This is a genomic window from Micropruina sonneratiae, assembly GCF_025972045.1.
Classification (GTDB): domain Bacteria; phylum Actinomycetota; class Actinomycetes; order Propionibacteriales; family Propionibacteriaceae; genus Micropruina; species Micropruina sonneratiae.
Genome location: NZ_JAPDHX010000003.1, coordinates 120,597 through 140,145, shown reverse-complemented (window position 1 = coordinate 140,145; position 19,549 = coordinate 120,597). Strand labels below are relative to the sequence as shown.

The window sequence follows — 19,549 nt, the reverse complement described above, 5'->3', positions numbered from 1 at the left end:
TTCATGCGGTCAGTCATTGCAGCGGGCCTCACTGGTTGAGCAGGTTGGCGTTGTCGACCGAGGTCGAGCGACGGGTCTTGTAGATGCTGACGATGATGGCCAGGCCGACGACCACCTCGGCGGCGGCCACCACCATCACGAAGAAGGTGGCCACCTGCCCGTCGAAGCTGCCGTGGTGCCAGGCGAAGGCGACCAGGGCGAGGTTGGCGGCGTTGAGCATCAGCTCGACCGACATGAACGCCACCAGCGCGTTGCGCCGCACCATGACGCCGATCGCGCCGATGGTGAACAGGATCGCCGCCAGGTAGAGGTACTGCTCGATCACAGCTCTTCCTCCTCTTCGTCACTCACCCGTTGGGCGCCGGCGAAGGTCTCGGCGGTGAGCTCCTTCAACTGGGCGCTGTCCAACTGGGCACCGCGTTCGGTGAGCGTCGCGCTCACCGACTCCTGCGCGATGCTGCCGTCGGGCAGCAGCGCAGGGGTCGCGATCGAGTTGCTGGTGGCGAACACGCCGGAGTTGGGCAGCGAGCCGGGGTGGGCGCCGCTGGTCGCGTACGCCCGCATCCGGGCATCGGCCAGCTCGCGCTGGCCCAGTTTGGGCCTGGTGCGCTGCGCGTGCGCCAGGATCATCGCGCCGACCGCGGCGGTGATCAACAGCGCAGAGGTGAGTTCGAAGGCCCACACGTAGCGGCCGAACAGCAGCTGCGCGACCCCCTCGACATTGCCGCCGGCCGCGACCGTCGCGCCCTCCATGGTGTCGGCCGGGGCCGTCACCGCGCCACCGATGGAGAACACCAGCAGGCCGAGCAGCCCGAGCGCGCCGAGCGCCGACAGCACCCGCTGGCCCTTGATCGTCTCGATGATCGAGTCGGGGGTGTCCACGCCGACCAGCATCAGCACGAACAGGAACAGCATCAGGATCGCGCCGGTGTAGACGATGATCTGGATCGCGAACAGGAACGGGGCGTCCAGCGAGGCGTACAGCACCGCCAGGTTGACCATGGTCAGCGCCATCGACAACGCCGAGTAGACGGCCTTGCGGAACAGCACCAGGCCCAGCGCGCCCAGCACCATCAGCGGGGCGCAGATCCAGAACACGACGTTCATCGACCCTCCCCCGCCGGGACGCTGGAGGTGCGGGTGTCGGGCGTCCCGGTCTTCGGCAGGCCGAGGAAGTAGGTCTGCTCGTCATCGCCGAGCCGGCGCGGATGCGGGGGCTCCTCCATGCCGGGCAGCAGCGGCGCCAGCAGCCGGTCCTTGGTGTAGATCATCTTCTCGCGGGTGGTGTCGGCCAGCTTGAACTCGTTGGTCATGGTGAGCGCCCGGGTCGGGCACGCCTCGATGCACAGTCCGCACAGGATGCAGCGCAGGTAGTTGATCTGGTACACCGACCCGTACCGCTCGCCCGGCGAGAAGCGGGCCTCTTCGGTGTTGTCGGCACCCTCGACGTAGATCGCGTCGGCGGGGCAGGCCCACGCGCACAGCTCGCAGCCGACGCACTTCTCCAGGCCGTCGGGCCAGCGGTTCAGTTGGTGCCGGCCGTGGAACCGCGGCGCGGTGACCTTGACCTTGCCCTTCTCGGGGTAGCCCTGGGTGAAGGTCTTGCGGAACATCGTCCGAAAGGTGACGCCGAAGCCGGCCCACTGATCTGCGAAGGAGGCCATCAGGCGTCCGTCCTTTCCGGTTCGGCCGGCAGCACGTCGACCTGTTCGGGCAGTTTCTGTCCCGGCATCGGCGGCACGGGGTAGCCGCCGGCGAAGGGATCGAAGGCGACCTCCTCGACGATGTCGGGTTCGGGTTCTCGATCGAGCAGCCACCACAGGGCGAACAGCGCGACGACCACGACGCCGGCGATCACCATCACGGTCGGAGTGAACCAACCCTCGGCGCGGGCGATCCGCGCCGTGGCGACCAGCATCACCCACACCAGCGAGATCGGGATCAGCCACTTCCAGCCCAGGTTCATGAACTGGTCGTAGCGGAACCGGGGCAGGGTGCCGCGCAACCAGACGAACACCGAGATCAGCAGCTGCACCTTGAGCACGAACCACAACGGTCCCCACCAGCCGGTGTCGACGGCCGGGAACAGCGCGTTGATCGGCCACGGCGCGTGGTAGCCGCCGAGGAACAAGGTGGTGGCCACAGCAGAGACGGTGGCCATGTTGATGTACTCGGCCAGGAAGTAGATGGCGTAGCGGAAGCCGGAGTATTCGGTCAGGTAGCCCGACACCAGTTCCGACTCACACTCGGGCAGGTCGAAGGGCGCGCGGTTGGTCTCGCCGACCATCGAGATCAGATAGATCACGAAGGACGGGAACAGCAGCAGGAAGTACCAGTTCTGCAGCCCCAGATCCCAGTGGATGCCGAACTGGGGCAGGTCGATGATGAACGGCTGGCCCTGGGCGTCGACGATCTCTGAGGTCGACATCGACCGGCTGTACAGGAAAACCGCCACCAGGGCCAGGCCCATGCTGAGCTCGTAGGAGATCATCTGCGCCGAGCTGCGCAGCGCCCCCAGCAGGGAGTAGGGCGAGTTGGACGACCAGCCGGCCAGCACGAACCCGTAGATGCCCACCGACGCGACGGCCAGGATGACCAGCACCGAGATCGGCAGGTCGGTGGCCTGCAGGCGCGTCCGCACCCCGAAGATCTCCACCTCGCCGCCGAACGGGATCACCGCCCACGCGGCGAAGGCCGCGGTGCCGGCGATCAGCGGCGCCAAGGTGAATAGCACCCGGTCGGCCGCTTTGGGCCGGAAATCCTCCTTGATGAGGAGTTTCATGCCGTCGGCCAGCGCCTGGCCGAGGCCGAACGGGCCGTTCATGATCGGTCCCAGGCGATGCTGCATCTTGCCGACGAGGCGGCGCTCGTACCAGACGTTGAAGATCGTCCAGACCAGCAGCACCACGAACAGCACCACGACTTTGATGAGCACCAGCCACCACGGGTCGGTGCCGAACAGGGAAAGGTCGAGCGGGATCATGCCTCACCTCCCGGGACGGAGACGCTGACGCTGGCGCCGTGCACCAGGCCCAGCTCGGACAGTGCCGTCCCGGGCGCGTGGGCCGGCACCCAGACGGTGTCGGGGGCCATCGCGGGGACGATCTCCAGCGGCAGCGTCAGCCAGCCCTCGGCGTTGCCGACGGTGACCGCGTCGGTGAGCCCGTATAGCTCGGCCACCTCGGGCGAGGTGCGGGCCAGCACGGGCTTGGCGGTCGCCTGCAGCGCCGGCTCGCCGTCGTTGGAGCGCGAACCGTCGATGAGCTCACGCCAGGTCGCGAGGGCCAACTCGCCCTCGGCCGGCTCGAGCACCGCACGGCCGCGGTTCAGCGGCACCTTCACACCCTCCCAGGCGCCCAGCTCGTCCAGTTCGGCGAGCGCCTGCCGCGCCGTCCGGACGCCGAGCGGCCGGCCCATCGCGTCGGCCAGCGCCGCCAGCACCCGCAGGTCGGTCATCGGCTGGTTCGGCTGCTTGATCACCGTGTTCACCCGGCCGCGGCGATGCTCCCAGTTCAGGAAGTGACCGGGCCGCTCCTCGATCAGCGCGATCGGGAACACCACGTCGGCGCGTTCGGTGACCTCGCTCTGCCGCTGCTCCAGGCTGATCACGAAGGACGCCTCGTCGAGGCTCTCCCGCACGTCGTCGGCGCTGGTGAAGTCGGCCGGCTCGACGCCGCCGACGACCAAGGCCAGGCCGCCGCCGCGGGCCGCGGCGAGTTGCGCGTCGGCGTCCAGCCCGGTGGTGCCGGGCAGCGACTCGACTCCCCACGCCGCCTGGACGTCGACCCGCGCCAGTACCTCACCGGCCGGACGCCCGCCCGGCAGCAGGTTGGGCAGGCAACCGGCCTCGATCGCTCCGCGGTCGCCGGCCCGGCGCGGGATCCAGCCCAGCCGGGCACCGGTGCGGTCGGCGAACTCGGCCGCGGCGGTCAGCAGGCCGGGGATCACCGCGGCCCGCTCACCCACCAGCACGATGGTGTCGGCGTCCGCCTCGATGCCGGCCAGCGCCTCGGCCTCTGCACCGGGGACGGTTGCCACCAGTTCGGCCTTCAGCTTCACCGACCCGTTCGACGCGTACGGGGCGACGGTGACCACCTTCGTGCCGTTGCGGAGCACCGCCTTACGCAGCCGCAGGAAGACCATCGCGGCCTCCTCCTCGGGCTCGAAGGCGACCAGCACGACCTGCTTGGCGCCCTGCAGCGCGGTGTAGCTCAACGTGTCGGAGTCCAGCACCGTGCCGGCGACCCGGTTGGCCAGGAAGGCGGCCTCCTCGTCGCTGTGCGGCCGGGCCCGGAAGTCGATGTTGTTGGTGCCCAGCACGTGCCGGGCGAACTTGCTGTAGCCGTAGGCGTCCTCGATGGTGAGGCGGCCACCGGTCAGCACGCCCACCTTCGAGCCGGCGGCCCGGAGCCCGGCCACGGCGGCGTCGATCGCCTCTGGCCAGGACGCCACCCGCAGCACGCCGTTGTCGCGCACCAGCGGACGGGTCAGCCGGTCCTCGCCGCGGGCCGATTTGAAGGCGAACCGGCCCCGGTCGCAGTTCCACTCCTCGTTCACCTCGGGCGCGTCGCCGGCCAGCCGGCGCTTCACCTGGAAGTGCCGGTGGTCGGTGCGCAACTGGCACCCGCCGGCGCAGTGCTCACAGGTGGTCGGCGTGCTGACCAGGTCGAACGGACGGCTCTGGAAGCGGTACGAGACGCTGGTCAGCGCCCCGACCGGGCAGATCTGGATGACGTTGCCGGAGAAGTAGGAGTTGTACGGGTGATCCTCGTAGTAGCCGACCTGCTGCAGCGCCCCCCGCTCGACCAGGGTGATGAACGGGTCGCCCGAGATCTGTTCGGAGAACCGGGTGCAGCGGGCGCACAGCACGCACCGCTCGCGGTCGAGCAGGATCTGCGCCGAGATGTTGATCGGCTTGGGGAAGGTGCGCTTCACGCCCTCGTAGCGGCTCTCGCCGGCACCGGTGCTCATCGCCTGGTTCTGCAGCGGGCATTCGCCGCCCTTGTCGCAGATCGGGCAGTCCAGCGGGTGGTTGATCAGCAGGAACTCGATCATCCCCTTCTGGGCCTTGGCGGCGGTGGCCGAGGTCTCCTGGGTGAGGATCTTCATGCCCGGGGCGCACTCCAGGGTGCAGGACGCCTGCGGCTTGGGCATGCCGCGTCCGTTGCCCATGTCGGGCACCTCGACCAGGCACTGGCGGCAGGCGCCGACGGGATCGAGCAGCGGGTGGTCGCAGAACCGTGGAATGGCGACGCCGATCATCTCGGCGGCCCGGATGGCCAGCGTGCCCTTCGGCACCTGCACCTCGGTGCCGTCGATGAAGACCGTGATCAGGTCGCTGGCGACGACCTCGCCCGGCTTGGCGGTGACCGTCATGCGTGCGCCCCTTCCCGCTCGTCGGCGACCTCGAACAGTGCGCTGCGGCCGTAGGGAAACAGTTCCCAGGCCGGGGTGTGCATGCCGGCCTCGAACTCGTCCCGGAAGTACTTGATCGCACTGGTCAGGCAGGCGACCGCCCCATCGGCCAGCGCACAGAACGAACGCCCGCCGATGTCGTCGGCGATGTCGAGCAGCTTCTCGATGTCACCGCTCTCGGCCCGGCCGGCCTCGAACTTCTTCAGGATCTGCACCAGCCACCAGTTGCCCTCGCGGCACGGCGTGCACTTGCCGCAGGACTCGTGCTTGTAGAACTCGATCCAGCGCAGCGTGGTGCGCACCACCGAGGTGGTCTCGTCGAAGCACTGCAGCGCCTTGGTGCCGAGCATGGTGCCCGCGCCGGCCATCGACTCGTAGTCGAGCGGCAGGTCGAGGTGCTCGGGGGTGAGGATCGGCGTCGAGCTGCCGCCCGGCGTCCAGAACTTGAGTTCGTGGCCCTCGCGGATGCCGCCGGACAGTTCGAGCAGCTGGCGCAGGGTGACGCCCAGCGGCGCCTCGAACTGGCCGGGACGCTTGACGTGCCCCGACAGCGAGTAGATCGTCATGCCCTTGGACTTCTCGGTGCCCATCGACGAGAACCAAGACGCCCCGTGGTCGATGATGGACGGCACGGAGGCGATCGACTCGACGTTGTTGACCACCGTCGGCGAGGCGTACAGCCCGGCCACGGCAGGGAACGGCGGCCGTAGCCGGGGCTGCCCGCGACGCCCTTCCAGGGAGTCGAGCAGCGCGGTCTCCTCGCCGCAGATGTAAGCGCCGGCACCGGCGTGCACGACGACCTCGAGGTCGTAGCCGCTGCCGAGGATGTTCTTGCCCGCGTAGCCGGCCGAGTAGGCCTCACGGACCGCCTGCTGCAACCGCCGGACGACGTGCAGCACCTCGCCGCGACAGTAGATGAACGCGTAGGAGCAGCCGATCGCGTAGGCGGAGATGATCACGCCCTCGACCAGCGTGTGCGGGCTGGCCAGCATCAGCGGCATGTCCTTGCAGGTGCCCGGCTCGGACTCGTCGGCGTTGACCACCAGGTACTTCGGGTTCGGGTTGTCCTTGGGCACGAAGGACCACTTCATGCCGGTCGGGAAGCCGGCGCCGCCGCGTCCGCGCAGGCCGGACTCCTTCACCGTCTCCATCACCTCGGCGGGGCTCTGGCCCAGCGCCGTCCGCAGCGCACGGTAACCGCCGCGGCGTTCGTAGTTGGTCAGCTTCCACGCGCGCTCGTCGGCCCAGTTGGCACTGAGCACCGGGGTCAGCACGTCTGTCACGCGGCACCTCCCTGATTATCCGAGGCCTCGTCGGTGGGCGTGGGGACCGGAGGCGGGGCGTCCGGCGCCCGCCAGCCCTTCTCCCGGGCGACCCGCAATCCGAGGGTGGACGCCTCACCGGCCGTCGGGCCCTCGTCGGCGCGACCGTCGGGGAAACCGGCCAGCACCCGCTCGGCCTCGCGCCACGAGGTGAGCGTGGCACCGCGGGGCGACTTCACCGCGGTACCCGCGGCCAGGGCGTCCAGTAGTTCGTCGGCCTTGGCGGGGGTCATGTTGTCGAAGAACTCCCAGTTGACCATCATCACCGGGGCGAAGTCGCAGGCGGCGTTGCATTCGATCCGCTCGATCGAGAAGGTGCCGTCGGCGGTGGTCTCGCCCTCGTGGATGCCCAGCTTGTCGCAGACCCGGTCGAGCAGGTGGTCGCCGCCCATCACCGCGCACAGCGCCGTGGTGCAGACACCGACGTGGTGCCGGCCGCCCGGACGCCGCCGGTACATCGTGTAGAAGGTCGCCACCCCCGACACCTGCGCGGTGGTGATGCCGAGCACCTCGGCGCAGGCGCGGACGCCGGCCGGGCTGATCCGGCCTTCGACGCTCTGCACCAGGTGCAGCATCGGCAGCAGCGCCGAACGCGGCTGCGGGTACCGGGCCGCGATCTGCCGCATCTCCTCGACGGTGGCGTCGGTGATCGCGGTGGCGGTGTCCTCGTAGTCGATGCCGCCCGAATCGGGGAACCAGGACTCGAACTCGTGACCGCTCATCGGTCGACTCCTCCCATCACGGGGTCGAGCGAACCGACCGCCACGACGACGTCGGAGATCATGCCGCCCTCGCACTGGATCGGCACCGACTGCAGGTGGTTGAACCCCGGGTCTCGCATGTGCACCCGGAACGGCCGCACGCCGCCGTCGGAGACGACGTGGCAGGCGATCTCGCCCTTGGGCGACTCGATCGGCACGTAGGCCTGGCCGGCCGGCACCCGGAAGCCCTCGGTGACGATCTTGAAGTGGTGGATCAACGCCTCCATGGATTCGCCCATGATGTGCTTGATGTGTTCGTGGCTGTTGCCCTGGCCGTCGGGGCCGACGGCCAGTTGCGCCGGCCAGGCGATCTTCGGGTCGGCCACCATCACCGGCTGGCCGACGGACGCCTCGAGCCGGTCGGCGCACTGCTCGACGATCTTCAGGCTCTGCCACATCTCCTCGAGCCGGATGCGGAACCGGGCGTAGGAGTCGGAGGAGTCCCAGCCGTCCTCGGGCGTCCAGGCGATGGCGTCGAAGTCGTAGGTCTCGTAGCCGCAGTAGGGCTGCTGCTTGCGCAGGTCCCAGTTGTAGCCGGTCGAACGCAGCACCGGGCCGGTCACGCCCAGGGCCATGCAGGCGCTCAGGTCCTGGTGGCCGACGCCGATCATCCGCATCTTGAAGATCGGGTTCTCGTTGCAGAACGCGGCGTACTCGGGCAGGTGCTTGTGCAGCCAGCTGATCAGGTCGCGCAACTGGGCGATGCCGGTCTCGGGCAGGTCGTTGGCCACACCGCCGGGCCGGATGTAGGCGTGGTTCATCCGCACGCCGGTGACCGCCTCGAAGAAGTCGAGGATCATCTCGCGCTCGCGGAAGCCGATCGTCATCACCGTCAGCGCGCCGATCTCCATGCCGCCGGTGCCGATGCAGACCAGGTGCGAGGCGATCCGGTTGAGCTCCATCATCAGCACCCGGATGACGTTGGCGCGCTCGGGAATGTCGGCCTCGATGCCCAGCAGCCGCTCGACGGCCAGGCAGTAGGCGACCTCGTTGAAGATCGGGGCCACGTAGTCCATCCGGGTGACGAACGTGGAGCCCTGCGTCCAGGTGCGGTACTCCATGTTCTTCTCGATGCCCGTGTGCAGGAACCCGATGCCTGGCCTGATGCTCAGCACCGTCTCACCGTCGCACTCCAGGATGAGCCGGAGCACCCCGTGGGTGGACGGGTGCTGTGGGCCCATGTTGATCACCAGGATCTCGTCGGAGCGTTCGGCCTGCTCGGCCGCGATCTCGCCCCAGTCGCCGCCCATCGCGGTGTAGACGGTCCCCTCGGTGGCCTCGCCCGGCTGGGCGTAGAAGTCGGTGCTGCTCATCGGTAGATCCTCCGCTCGTCCGGCGGCGGGACGGTCGCCCCCTTGTACTCCACCGGGATGCCGCCCAGCGGATAGTCCTTGCGCTGAGGGAACCCGACCCAGTCGTCCGGCATCAGGATGCGGGTCAGGTGCGGGTGCCCGTCGAAGACGATCCCGAACATGTCCCAGGTTTCGCGCTCGTGCCAGTCGGCGGCGGGGTAGATGGCTACCACGCTGGGGACGTGCGGGTCGGCGTCCGGCGCCGTGGTCTCGACGCGGAGCCGCCGGTTGTGGGTCATCGACTGCAGGTGGTAGACGACGTGCAACTCGGCACCGGAGTCGTCGGGGTAGTTCACCCCGGACACGCTCGGCAGGAACTCGAAGCGCAGCTCGGCGTCGTCCCGCAGCTGGCCCATCACCTCGGTCAGCTTCTCGCGGGCGACCAGGAAGGTGAGCTCGCCGCGGTCGAACACGACCCGGACCAGGGCGTCGGGCACCAGCCGCAGCAGGCGCGAGGTCACCGAGGAGTACCAGCCGTCCGACGGCAACCCCTGATTCGGCAGTTCCACGGCGCGCACCAGCCGGCCGTAGCCGGAGGTGTCGCCGGAACCGTCGGACCACATGCCCCGGCGGGTCTCGATGACCAGCGGTCCGGCCGGGACCTGGGCGACGGCGTCCAGCTGCTCGTCGGGTTGGGCGTCCTCACGTTCCAGGCCGGCACCGGGCGCCGAGGCGCCGTCGTCGACATGGCTGTCGACGGTCTTCTCCTCGCCGGGCGCCTTGTCGTCGGCGGGCGGAGTGCTCGCGGGCTTGTCGTCGCTCATCGCATCAGCCCCTTCATCTCGTGGGTGGCCATGGCCTCGAGCGCCGCCTTCTCCTGCGCCTCGAGCTCCTCGAGCTCGTGGTCGCCGATCGGCCTCTTCATCACGATCTGCTTGCGCAACTTGAACATGGCGTCGATCAGCATGTCCGGGCGCGGCGGGCAGCCCGGGACGTACATGTCGACCGGGACGATGTGGTCGCCGCCCTGCACGATCGCGTAGTTGTTGAACATGCCGCCCGAGCTGGCGCACACGCCCATCGCCATCACGTACTTGGGGTTGGGCATCTGGTCGTAGACCTGCCGCAGCACCGGCGCCATCTTCTGGCTGACCCGGCCCGAGATGATCATCAGGTCGGCCTGCCGCGGCGAGGCACGGAACACCTCCTGGCCCCAGCGTCCGGCGTCGAACCGCGGCGCGCCGTAGGTCATCATCTCGATCGCGCAGCAGGCCAGGCCGAAGGTGGCCGGCCAGAACGACGCCTGCCGCATCCAGCCGAAGATGCCCTCGACGGTGGTCAGCAGGACGCCCTGCGGAATCTTGTCCTCAAGCCCCATGACGGACCCCCTGACAGGTGCTCGTGGTCGTGCGTGCGGTCAGTCCCATTCCAGGCCTCCGCGACGGATCTCGTAGAAGTAGGCGACGCCCAGCACGAGCAGGAAGATCATCATCGCGCCGAAGCCGAAGACGCCGAGATTGTCGAAGGCGACGGCCCACGGATACAGGAAGGCCACCTCGACGTCGAAGACGAGGAACATCATCGCGGTGATGTAGTACTTCACCGGGAAGCGGCCACCGCCGGCGGCCGCCGGGGTCGGGTCGATGCCGCACTCGTAGGAGTCGTACTTGACCCGGTTGTAGCGACGCGGCCCGACCAGCAGGCTGAGCACCACCGAGACTCCCAGGAACGCCAGCGCCAGCAGCATGATGCCCAGGATCGGGATGTAGGGACTCACGATTGCCTCCGTCCGGTCATGCTGCGGGAACCACCCTCGATACGGTGTGGATCACGCGATCCATCCAATCACCTTCCTTGGTGTCATAAAGGTGGGCCAGCAACTTGATGGTGAAGCGCATCAGCGCGGGCCGCGGCAACCCGTAGCGGGTGCACACCCGCATCACCTGCGGGTGCTCGATCAGCTTCACGAAGATCTGGCCGAGCCGGAAGTACCCGCCCCACTCGTGGGCCAGCTGTGCCGGATAGGACGCCAGCGCCTTCTCGGCGGCCGGCGTCCCGACCCCCTCGGCGTGGGCGCGGGCGACGACGTCGGCCGCCAGCTCGCCGGCCTCCATGGCGTAGGGGATGCCTTCGCCGTTGAACGGCGAGACCATGCCGCCGGAGTCGCCGACCAGCAGCAGCCCACGGGTGTAGGCGGGCTTGCGGTTGAAGGCCATCGGCAGGGCGGCGGAGGCGATGCCGCCGACCTGGTTGTCGGGAGTGAAACCCCACTGCTCGGGAGTGTTGGCGAGCCAGGTCTGCAGCAGTTCGCGGTAGTTCAGCTTCTGCGAGGTCGCCGTGGACGCCACCGTGCCCAGCCCCACGTTGCAGGTGCCGTCGCCCATGCCGAAGATCCAGCCGTAGCCGGGCAGCAGGTTGGACTCCCCCGGCTTGCCGTCCCACAACTCCAGCCAGGACTCCATCCATTCGTCGTCGCTGCGCGGCGAGGTGAAGTAGGTGCGGCAGGCGACGCCCATGGGGCGCTTGGCGTTCTTGAGCAGGCCCATCGACTTGGCCACCGGTGAGGAGTTGCCGTCGGCGGCGACCACCAGCGGCGCGTTGAACGTGCGGCCGTCCTTGGTGGTCACCCCGGTCACCCGTCCGCTGCGGTCGTCGATCACGGCCCCGGTGACGTTCGCCTGCTCGTACAAAGTGGCGCCGCGCTCGACGGCGCGGCGGGCCAGCAGTTCGTCGAAGTCGGCGCGCTTGCGGACGAGGCCGAACGACGGGAACTCGGCCAGTTCGGGCCAGGGCAGTTCGAACGGCTCGGTGCGACCTCCGTAGACGCGCAGGCCCTTGTTGTGCAGCCAGCCGGCCTCTTCGGACACGTCGATGCCCAACCGCAGCAACTGCTTGGTCGCTCGGGGGGTCAGGCCGTCACCGCACACCTTGTCGCGCGGGAACCGGCTCTTCTCCAACAGGGCCACCGTCAGACCCCGATCGGCGAGCCAGCAGGCAGTGGTTGCGCCCGCGGGGCCGGCCCCGACGACGATGACGTCCGCCTGTTCCTCGGACATGTCACTCCTCGTCGAATTCTTGCTCATTGCCCGTCGGGCACGGCCAGTCTAGGCACGAAATGACACGACAGCCATTCGAGCCCACCCCTGGGCGGTGGCTAAGCTTCCCGGGTGATCTCAGCGCCTCCGGCCGCCCCCACCCTCGCCCGCACGGTCGCTATTAACGACCCGGGATCGTTGGCAAAATACCTAGTCGATCAGACGTCGGTGGCCTGGATCCGGCGCGGCGAGGGCATGGTCGGCCTGGGCTGCCACAGCTCGGTCGAGGTGGCCAGCCCGGCCGAGGCGGACGCCTGGTGGAGCACCTTCGTGGCCGGCCTCGAGCACGACTCCGAGGTGCACGGCGTGGCCGGTGCGGGACCGCTCGCATTCGGATCGTTCTGCTTCGATCCGGTGCACACCGCCGCGGTGTCGCGGCTGGTCGTTCCACGCATCATCATCGGACGCCGGCAGGGCCAGGCGTGGCTCACGGTGCTCGGCGACGGTCCCCTGGCGGTGCCCGCGCCGGGTCCTTCGGTGCAGGAGCCGGACGGGGTGCAGATCACTCTCGACACCGAGGCGCAGGCCCGCTGGAAGCGCCGGGTGGCCGAGGCCGTCCGCCGGATCGAGACCAACGGTCTGGAGAAGGTGGTGCTGGCCCGCTCGGTGACCGCGCGTGCCCGGCGGCCGCTCGACGCCCGGTACCTGGTCGACACCCTGGCGCGCGAGTACCCGAGTTGCTGGACGTACTCGATCGACGGCCTGGTGGGCGCCTCGCCCGAGATGCTGATCCGGCGTGAGCGGGGCCTGGCGACGTCGCGCATCCTGGCCGGGACGATCCGGCGCAGCGGGTCGGAGGAGACCGACCTGAAACTTGCCTCGGCGCTGGCCCGGTCGTCGAAGAACCTGGGCGAGCACGAACTGGCCGTTGCGTCGGTGGCCGAATCGCTGGCGCCGCTGTGCTCGGGCATGAACGTGCCGGAGTCGCCGTACGTGCTGGAACTGCCCAACGTGCTGCACCTGGCCACCGACGTGACCGCCGTGGCGCACAAGAAGGCGAGCGCGCTTCGCCTGGCTGCGGCGCTGCACCCGTCGGCGGCGGTGTGCGGCACGCCGCGGGCGGCGGCCCGTGCGGCGATCGCCGAACTCGAGGGCCTGGACCGGGGCCGCTACTCCGGACCGGTCGGCTGGATCGACGCCCGCGGCGACGGCGAGTGGGCCATCGCCCTGCGCTGCGGACTGATCGACCCCGACGACCCGGCCCGGATCGACCTGTTCGCCGGCTGCGGCATCGTCGAGGGCTCCGACCCCGACGAGGAACTCGCCGAGACCCAGGCCAAGCTGGTGCCGATGGTCAACGCCCTGCTGGGCTGAGGTGGCCGGTCAAGGTTCTGCACCCGAGATCCCGGGGCAAGCCCGGGATGACGAACCACCGGGCCACCGTCAGCCGCGTCCCAGGGCGCCGGCGGTCGGGCAATTGAAGCGACGGGCGGCCGCGATGCCGACGTCGTTCATGTGCCGCACGACGATCGCGAGCGCTTCGCCGAGGCCGGTCTCGGTGTAGGGGACGCCGTGCTCGCGACAGTGCGCGAGCACCAGCCGGCGCGCCTTGGACAGGTGCGGGCGCGGCATGCTCGGGAACAGGTGGTGCTCGATCTGGTAGTTCAGTCCACCCATCAAGGCGGTCATGAACCAGCCGCCGGAGACGTTGCGCGAGGTCAGTACCTGCTTGTCCAGGAAGTCGAGCCTCGAGTCGGCGGGCACGATCCGCATGCCGATGTGGTTGGGCGAGAACGTGATGCCCATGTACAGCCCGAACACCAGCACCTGGACGCCGATGAACGCGAACGCCATGCCCAGTGGCAGCAGCCAGAACACCACTCCCAGGTACAGCGCGAAGCGGCCGGCGAGCAACGCGAGTTCGGTCTTGCGGCCTTCGACCCGCCCGCGGGACAGCAGCGTGCGGACCGACTGGCCGTGCAGGTCCAACCCGAGCAGGGTCAGCAGGGGGAAGAACAGCCAGCCCTGCCGGCGGGTCAGCCAGCGCCTCAGCCCACGGCTGGCGGCGGCGTCCTCGCTTGTGAAGCTGGCGAAGTCCGACTTCAGGTCGGGATCCTTGCCGACCTTGTTCGGGTTGCCGTGGTGGCGGCTGTGCTTGTTCATCCACCAGGAGTAGCTCATGCCGACGAAGAAGGTGGCCAGCACCCGGCCGAGCCGGTCGTTGGCCGGGCCGGACGCCAGCACCTGCCGGTGGGAGGCCTCGTGCCCGAGAAAAGCGAACTGGGTGAAGATGATCCCTAGGGCCGCGGCGATCAGCAGCGTGAACCACGAATCCTGCAGCAGCACCAGAGAGGTGAACGCGCCGCCCAGGGCCAGCAGCAACAGCCCGAAGATCGAGAAGTAGAACCAGCGGGTGCGGGCGTTCAGCCCCTGGTCACGAACCCGGCCGGCGAGTTCGGTGAAGCTCCTGGCACGGTTCGCGAACTGTTCGCGCCTGTTCGGGGCGTGGGTGGTCGTCATCGGCTCCGCTTCTCCACCGGCCCATCGAAAGAACCCGGGCGGCGCCTCAGGGAACGGTTACGCCAGCGTAGCTTGCGCGACGGCGATACCCGCAACGGCCTGCCCGAAGGGTGGGCCGACGCGACGGGGACGATGAGGAGTTCCGCCGTCCCAGCGCGGGGCGGCGCACCGGGCCCGCTCCCCCGTGGTCGTGATCAGCGAGTGGGGCGCTGCACCCTGATCTTCTGCCCGCCGGGCGCCTTCGCGGCGTCCTTCTCTCGCTGCAACTGCTCCTGCTGGGCCTTCATCTCGTCCATGTTGAACGTGCCGCGCAGGAAGATGAACGCCACGAAGGCGATCCCGAACGACCACATCGCGGACCCGCCGAGCATCACCGGGGCGGTGATCAGCGCCACCATGTCGAGGCCGCGGAACAGGTTCAGGATCAACATCGGCGGGACGGCGCCGGATTCGGTCGCCACCATCGGCGTGTTGAAGTCGACCTTCTTCGCGGTCACCCAGCGCACCGCACCCAGCCAGCCGGCCAGCGCGGTCACCAGCGCGACGGTCAGGCCCTCCAGGGGCGTCCGCTCGGCACCGCTGGAGGTGATCCCGACGAATGCGGGCACCGTGGCGGCCGCCCAGACCAGCGCGAGCAGCAGCGGCACCAGCATGGTGACCGTCTTCACCTGTGAGGTGCGGAACGGGAACAGCCGGGCCAGCCCCCCGGTCCGCGACAGCACCCGCAGCATCGACAGGAACGGGATCAGCACCACGACCAGGACCAGCCCCGAGATGAACGGGTTGAGGGTGGTCATGCCGAGGGCGTCCATCGCGTACGGCGCCACCACGGACGCCGCCAGCGGCACCAGCGGACGGGGGAACCTGACCAGGCGTTGCAGGTCGCGCCACAGCAGTGACTGCAGGCCCTGGCCGCGACCCGCGGTGGGGGTGACGTGGCCGCGTTCCACGGCGGCCCGCTCGACCACGATGTCGCGGATCAGGCCGAAGTCGAGGGCGTACATCGCGCCGGCCATGCCGGACACCAGCGAGCCGCCGGAGACGAGCCGGGCGCGCCGGATCTCTCCCAGCCGCCGGGACGCCACGACCAGTTCGGCCACCAGCAACACCAGCCCCAGAGCGGCTGCCGCGGCCGGAGCGAGCGTGGTCACCCCCTCGGGCAGCGCCAGCTGCCACCAGCCGGCCGCCACCGCAACGGTCAGCAGCAGGGTGGCCAGCGCGAGCAGGGCGAGCAGGGTCTGGACGACCCTGGTCACCACGGTGCGCTCCCGGGTCTGTTCGGCGGCGGCGAAGGCGAGCACCGCGGCCGCGCCCACCCCGTCGGCCAGGGTCCACAGGCCGATCTCCATGGGGCTGGAACCGCTCAGCGCCGCGGTCAGCGCACCCAGCAGGGCGCCGACGAGGCCTCCGGCGATCAGGGCCAGGCGGAGGCGTCCGGACAGCAGCCGGGAGCGTTCGATGGGGGCGTCCATCAGCCAGAAGCCCTCGGCCGCGGAGACCAGGACCGGGCCGAACAGTCGACCAACGGCGAGCGCCAGGCCGAGCACCGCGAACCAGGTCGCCCACGGCACCAGCGTGCGGGCCGACAGGCAGGACACCGCGGTGCACGACGCCATGGTCGACTGTGCCTTCAGCACGAGATTGGACAGCATCGCGCCGATCATCAACACGCTGAAGATCGCGACGTAGGCGTCCTGGACGGCGTCCCAGATCGACCGGGTCGCGCGGCCGTGCCGCCAGTCCTGGATCTGGTCGTGCAGGTCGCGCTCGTCGACGTACTCGGCCGGGGCGTCCGGCAGGAACCAGAAGGTGTGCTGCACCAGCTCGGGTGCCGCGGCGGCGTCCGGCTGCGCGACGAACTGCGCGGAGCGGATCAGCTTGCGGGACTTCTTGCTCACGCGCCGACCTCGTCGGCGGCCGGCTCGCCGACCCGGACGATGCGGGTCGCGACGGCGTCCACCAGTCGCGGCTCGTGGCTGGCCATCACGATCGCCAGTCCCCGCTGGCGCTCGGCCGCGAGCCTGGCCGCCAGCCACTCGACACCCTCGACGTCGAGGCGCTGCTCGGGTTCGTCGAGCACCAGCAGCTTGCGGGGCCGGACGAAGGCGGTCGCCAGCGCGAGCCGTCGGCGCTGCCCGGACGACAGCGTCCCGGGCAGCTGCCCGGACTGCGGCACCAGCTGCACCTCGTCGAGCACCTCGTCGACGGCCGTCTCCGGATCGGGCACGCCGTGGGCGCGGGCCAACAGGTCGAGATGCTCGACCACCGACAGGTCGGGGAAGAAGTCCAGATCGTCGATGACGGTGGCCACGTCGCGGCGAACCTCGGGGTTGGTCTCGCTCATCGTGACGCCGCTGACCTCGATGCTGCCCTCGTCGGGCTGCTCCGCCCCCACCAGACAGCGCAGGATGGTCGACTTGCCGGCGCCGTTGCGTCCCGTCAGCGCGATCGCCTCGCCTTCGCGCACCTCGAGGTTGAAGTCCTGAACGATGACGACCGGGCCGAACGCCTTGCTCAACCCGGCCACCTTGAGCACTGTGCTGCGTTTGGCCATGGTCAGGATTGTCCCCCACAACCCCGGCCGACCCCGAATCGTGGCGCGGTTGGTGCGGGCGGCGGCCGTTGGGGGCGTCCGTTCTCAGCAACGCCCACTGTTCTCGGCTTGGCGGGCTGCTTTCGTGTTGTGACACGAAAGCAGTCACGGTTGCCGAAAGTAGTCGGCGTTGCTGAGAACGGCGAGCGCCCGGCCGCCCAGAGACGACCCCGAACCGCGACGTGTCGGTGCGGCATGGCAGGCTATGCCGAGTGGTGGAACTGAAGGGTGCCCGGGCGACCCTGGCCAAGCGCCGTGCCGACGTTGCAGCGATGTTCGACGGTGTGGCGGCCCGCTACGACCTGGTCAACGACGTGCTCACCGGCGGCCTCGACCGGGGCTGGCGGCGGGCCGTGCTCGAGGCCGTGGCGCCGCGTCCGGGCGAGCGGATCCTCGACCTGGCCGCCGGCACCGGCACGTCGTCCAAGCCGTTCGCCGACGCCGGCGCGCTGGTGGTGCCGGCCGACCTCAGCCTGGGCATGCTGCAGGTCGGCAAGCAGCGCCAACCCGCGCTCGCCTTCGTCAACGCCGACGCCTTGGCGTTGCCGTTCGCCGACGACGCGTTCGACGCGGTCACCATCTCGTTCGGGCTGCGTAACGTCGAGGACACCTCGGCCGCGCTGGCCGAGCTGCACCGGGTCACCCGTCCCGGGGGGCGGGTGGTGATCTGCGAGTTCAGCACGCCGGTGTTCCCGCCCCTGCGTTGGGCCTACCACCGGGTGGCGCTGAAGGCGTTGCCGCTGGTGGCACGCCTGACCTCGTCCAACCCGGTGGCCTATGAGTACCTGGCCGAATCGATCCTGGCCTGGCCGGCGCAGCCGGTGCTGGCCGACGCGATGGCTGCCGCGGGTTGGGGCCGGGTCGCCTGGAAGAACCTGTCGGGCGGCATCGTCGCGCTGCACAAGGGCCTGGCCTGAAAGTCGCGAGACTGTGGAATTCACCCTGGACGCCTATGCGGCCCGCAGCTGTCCGGTCAAGACGCACAACGCCTTCCATCCGGGGTTGAGCCTGCCGGCCGGCGACGAGGGTCTGCGTGAGGTGTTCCACGGCGGCGTGGCCTTCTCGGCCGAGGTGCTCGACGCCCTGCTGGCCGGGTTCGGCGGATCGGTGCTCGACGGCCGTGAGCTGACCCACCTGCCCGCCGCCGAGCAGGAGGCGGTTGCGATGCGGGCGCTGGGCGCCGGGGTCCAGGTGCTGATCGGTCCGCTGCTGCCGCGGGACGGCGTCGGGCACCGAAGCGGCCGCCCAGACCTGTTGCTGCGGGCCCCCGAGGGCGGCTACCACCCCGTCGAGATCAAGTTTCATCGGGTCACCGACCAGCGCAGCGCCGCCTCGCAATTGACCTGGTCGGCGCTGTCCGACCCGGCGAACCGGCAGGTGCTGCCCGGCTACCGGTTCCGGAACACCTGGCGACTCAACGACCTGCTGCAACTCGCCCACTACCAGCGGATGCTGCTGAGGCTCGGCTACGCGGCGTCCGAGCCGCTGGCGGCGGTGGTCGGGAACGACGAGCTGCCCGGGCTGGGCCGGGTGCTGTCGTGGGTCGACCTCGACGCGCCGCTGCTGCCGCCGAGCCCGCGGGCCCTCGCCGACGCGGCACCCGAACCCGTCTCGGCGCTGCAGCGCTACGACACCGAGCACGCGTTCCGGGTCGAGGTGGCCGAGGTGGCCTCCGCGCTCGAGCCGGGCGACCCGCCGGCCCTGCTGCCGATCGCGAACCGCGAGTGCGGCTGGTGCCAATGGTGGGACGTGTGCCGGCCGCAACTCGACGACGACGACCTGAGCCTGCGGATCTCCAAGTCGCCCCTGGACGTGCACGAGATCCGCGTGCTGCGCGACCTGGGGGTGGCGACCGTCGCCGAGCTGGCCGCGACCGACCTGGCGGGTCTGCTGCCGGAGTACCTGCCCCGGGTGACCCACCGGATCGGCGCCGAGGAGCGCTTGCGGCTGGCCTGGCGTCGCTCGGTGCTGATGCAGCGCGGCGTCGACTTCGACCGCGTCACCGAGGGTACGATCGACGTTCCCCGCGCCACCGTCGAGATCGATCTGGACATCGAGACGTCCGTGGACGACCGGGTGTACCTGTGGGGGTTCCTGGTCAGCGACAGCCGCGACGGGTCGTGCTACTACCGTCACTTCGGCGCCTTCGAAACCCTCGACGACGAGGCCGAACGTAATCTGGCTGCGGCCGCGATGGGCTGGCTGCGCGACCTGGTGGACGGGGTGGATGCGCTGGTCTACCACTACTCCGACTACGAGGTGGTGCGCCTGCACCGGCTGGCCGACGGATCCCGGACGCTGACGTGGGCCGAGGAGTGGGCGCAACGACATTTCGTCGACCTGTTCACCTACATCCGGACGCACTTCTTCGGCACCCAGGGCCTGGGCTTGAAGGTGGTGGCGTCCCGGGCGGCCGGGTTCCGCTGGCGCGACAGCGACCCGGGCGGGCTGAACAGCCAGTCCTGGTTCCACGAGGCCGTCACCGGCGAGACACCCGAGATCAGGGCCGCGGCTCGGCAGCGCGTGCTGGAGTACAACGAGGACGACGTCCGGGCCACCTGGCACGTGCGGCGGTGGCTGCGCACGCTGTGACGGACGAACCGGGAGAACC

Annotated in this window: 18 protein-coding genes; 3 read left to right on the top strand and 15 right to left on the bottom strand. The window is 69.8% G+C overall.

The genetic code is table 11. The features are described 5' to 3' along the window. Positions 1 to 28: 28 nt before the first annotated feature. Genes nuoK through OIE40_RS08720 form a run of 12 tightly spaced genes read right to left on the bottom strand, consistent with a single transcriptional unit; the run spans position 29 to position 11,846 of the window. A complete protein-coding gene (gene nuoK / locus OIE40_RS08775; RefSeq protein ID WP_264701829.1) occupies positions 29 to 325 on the bottom strand; it encodes an NADH-quinone oxidoreductase subunit NuoK in 297 nt (98 codons plus the stop codon). Then, positions 322 to 1,107: an NADH-quinone oxidoreductase subunit J gene (locus OIE40_RS08770; protein ID WP_264701828.1), complete on the bottom strand. Its 786-nt coding sequence runs from the start codon at positions 1,105 to 1,107 to the stop codon at positions 322 to 324. Before OIE40_RS08770 ends, nuoK begins: the two co-directional genes overlap by 4 nt. After that, positions 1,104 to 1,664: an NADH-quinone oxidoreductase subunit NuoI gene (nuoI, locus tag OIE40_RS08765; protein ID WP_264701827.1), complete on the bottom strand. Its 561-nt coding sequence runs from the start codon at positions 1,662 to 1,664 to the stop codon at positions 1,104 to 1,106. The genes OIE40_RS08770 and nuoI overlap by 4 nt, the downstream gene beginning before the upstream one ends. Further along, positions 1,664 to 2,983, bottom strand: coding sequence for an NADH-quinone oxidoreductase subunit NuoH (gene nuoH / locus OIE40_RS08760; protein WP_264701826.1), 1,320 nt, complete (start codon positions 2,981 to 2,983; stop codon positions 1,664 to 1,666). Before nuoH ends, nuoI begins: the two co-directional genes overlap by 1 nt. Continuing rightward, positions 2,980 to 5,376, bottom strand: coding sequence for an NADH-quinone oxidoreductase subunit G (locus OIE40_RS08755; RefSeq protein ID WP_264701825.1), 2,397 nt, complete (start codon positions 5,374 to 5,376; stop codon positions 2,980 to 2,982). The genes nuoH and OIE40_RS08755 overlap by 4 nt, the downstream gene beginning before the upstream one ends. Continuing rightward, positions 5,373 to 6,698, bottom strand: coding sequence for an NADH-quinone oxidoreductase subunit NuoF (nuoF, locus tag OIE40_RS08750; RefSeq protein WP_264701824.1), 1,326 nt, complete (start codon positions 6,696 to 6,698; stop codon positions 5,373 to 5,375). The genes OIE40_RS08755 and nuoF overlap by 4 nt, the downstream gene beginning before the upstream one ends. Further along, on the bottom strand, positions 6,695 to 7,459 hold the full coding sequence (nuoE, locus tag OIE40_RS08745; protein WP_264701823.1) for an NADH-quinone oxidoreductase subunit NuoE: 765 nt from the start codon (positions 7,457 to 7,459) through the stop codon (positions 6,695 to 6,697). Before nuoE ends, nuoF begins: the two co-directional genes overlap by 4 nt. Further along, the gene (locus tag OIE40_RS08740) at positions 7,456 to 8,811 is read right to left on the bottom strand and encodes an NADH-quinone oxidoreductase subunit D (protein WP_264701822.1); all 1,356 of its coding nucleotides are present in this window, start codon (positions 8,809 to 8,811) and stop codon (positions 7,456 to 7,458) included. The genes nuoE and OIE40_RS08740 overlap by 4 nt, the downstream gene beginning before the upstream one ends. Then, the gene (locus OIE40_RS08735) at positions 8,808 to 9,614 is read right to left on the bottom strand and encodes an NADH-quinone oxidoreductase subunit C (protein ID WP_264701821.1); all 807 of its coding nucleotides are present in this window, start codon (positions 9,612 to 9,614) and stop codon (positions 8,808 to 8,810) included. Before OIE40_RS08735 ends, OIE40_RS08740 begins: the two co-directional genes overlap by 4 nt. Then, on the bottom strand, positions 9,611 to 10,168 hold the full coding sequence (locus tag OIE40_RS08730; RefSeq protein WP_264701820.1) for an NADH-quinone oxidoreductase subunit B: 558 nt from the start codon (positions 10,166 to 10,168) through the stop codon (positions 9,611 to 9,613). The genes OIE40_RS08735 and OIE40_RS08730 overlap by 4 nt, the downstream gene beginning before the upstream one ends. 39 nt (positions 10,169 to 10,207) lie before the next feature. Further along, positions 10,208 to 10,567, bottom strand: coding sequence for an NADH-quinone oxidoreductase subunit A (locus OIE40_RS08725; RefSeq protein ID WP_264701819.1), 360 nt, complete (start codon positions 10,565 to 10,567; stop codon positions 10,208 to 10,210). Between the two features lie 16 nt (positions 10,568 to 10,583). Beyond that, positions 10,584 to 11,846 carry a geranylgeranyl reductase family protein gene (locus OIE40_RS08720; protein WP_264701818.1) on the bottom strand — a complete coding sequence of 421 codons (1,263 nt, stop codon included), beginning with the start codon at positions 11,844 to 11,846 and terminating at the stop codon, positions 10,584 to 10,586. 111 nt (positions 11,847 to 11,957) lie between these two features. Between OIE40_RS08720 and OIE40_RS08715 the strand changes: the two genes are divergently transcribed. Further along, entirely contained in the window at positions 11,958 to 13,199 is a 1,242-nt protein-coding gene (locus OIE40_RS08715) for an isochorismate synthase (protein ID WP_264701817.1), read from the top strand. Positions 13,200 to 13,268: 69 nt separating this feature from the next. Here OIE40_RS08715 and OIE40_RS08710 read toward each other — a convergent pair whose 3' ends face one another. The 3 genes from OIE40_RS08710 to OIE40_RS08700 all read right to left on the bottom strand — a co-directional run bounded on the left by OIE40_RS08710 (position 13,269) and on the right by OIE40_RS08700 (position 16,899). Next, complete coding sequence (locus OIE40_RS08710; RefSeq protein ID WP_264701816.1) at positions 13,269 to 14,345, bottom strand: fatty acid desaturase family protein; 1,077 nt, start codon at positions 14,343 to 14,345, stop codon at positions 13,269 to 13,271. A 194-nt stretch (positions 14,346 to 14,539) separates the two neighbouring features. Next, positions 14,540 to 16,243, bottom strand: coding sequence for a DUF6297 family protein (locus tag OIE40_RS08705; protein WP_264701815.1), 1,704 nt, complete (start codon positions 16,241 to 16,243; stop codon positions 14,540 to 14,542). After that, entirely contained in the window at positions 16,240 to 16,899 is a 660-nt protein-coding gene (locus OIE40_RS08700) for an ABC transporter ATP-binding protein (protein WP_264701814.1), read from the bottom strand. Before OIE40_RS08700 ends, OIE40_RS08705 begins: the two co-directional genes overlap by 4 nt. A gap of 260 nt (positions 16,900 to 17,159) precedes the next feature. On the opposite strand from OIE40_RS08700, the gene OIE40_RS08695 reads away from it, so the two are divergent. Together OIE40_RS08695 and OIE40_RS08690 are read left to right on the top strand one after the other, a co-directional pair. Further along, positions 17,160 to 17,855 (top strand): demethylmenaquinone methyltransferase, encoded by a 696-nt coding sequence (locus OIE40_RS08695; protein WP_264702326.1) that lies wholly within the window; start codon positions 17,160 to 17,162, stop codon positions 17,853 to 17,855. 13 nt (positions 17,856 to 17,868) lie between these two features. Continuing rightward, positions 17,869 to 19,530, top strand: coding sequence for a TM0106 family RecB-like putative nuclease (locus tag OIE40_RS08690; protein WP_264701813.1), 1,662 nt, complete (start codon positions 17,869 to 17,871; stop codon positions 19,528 to 19,530). Positions 19,531 to 19,549: the final 19 nt, after the last annotated feature.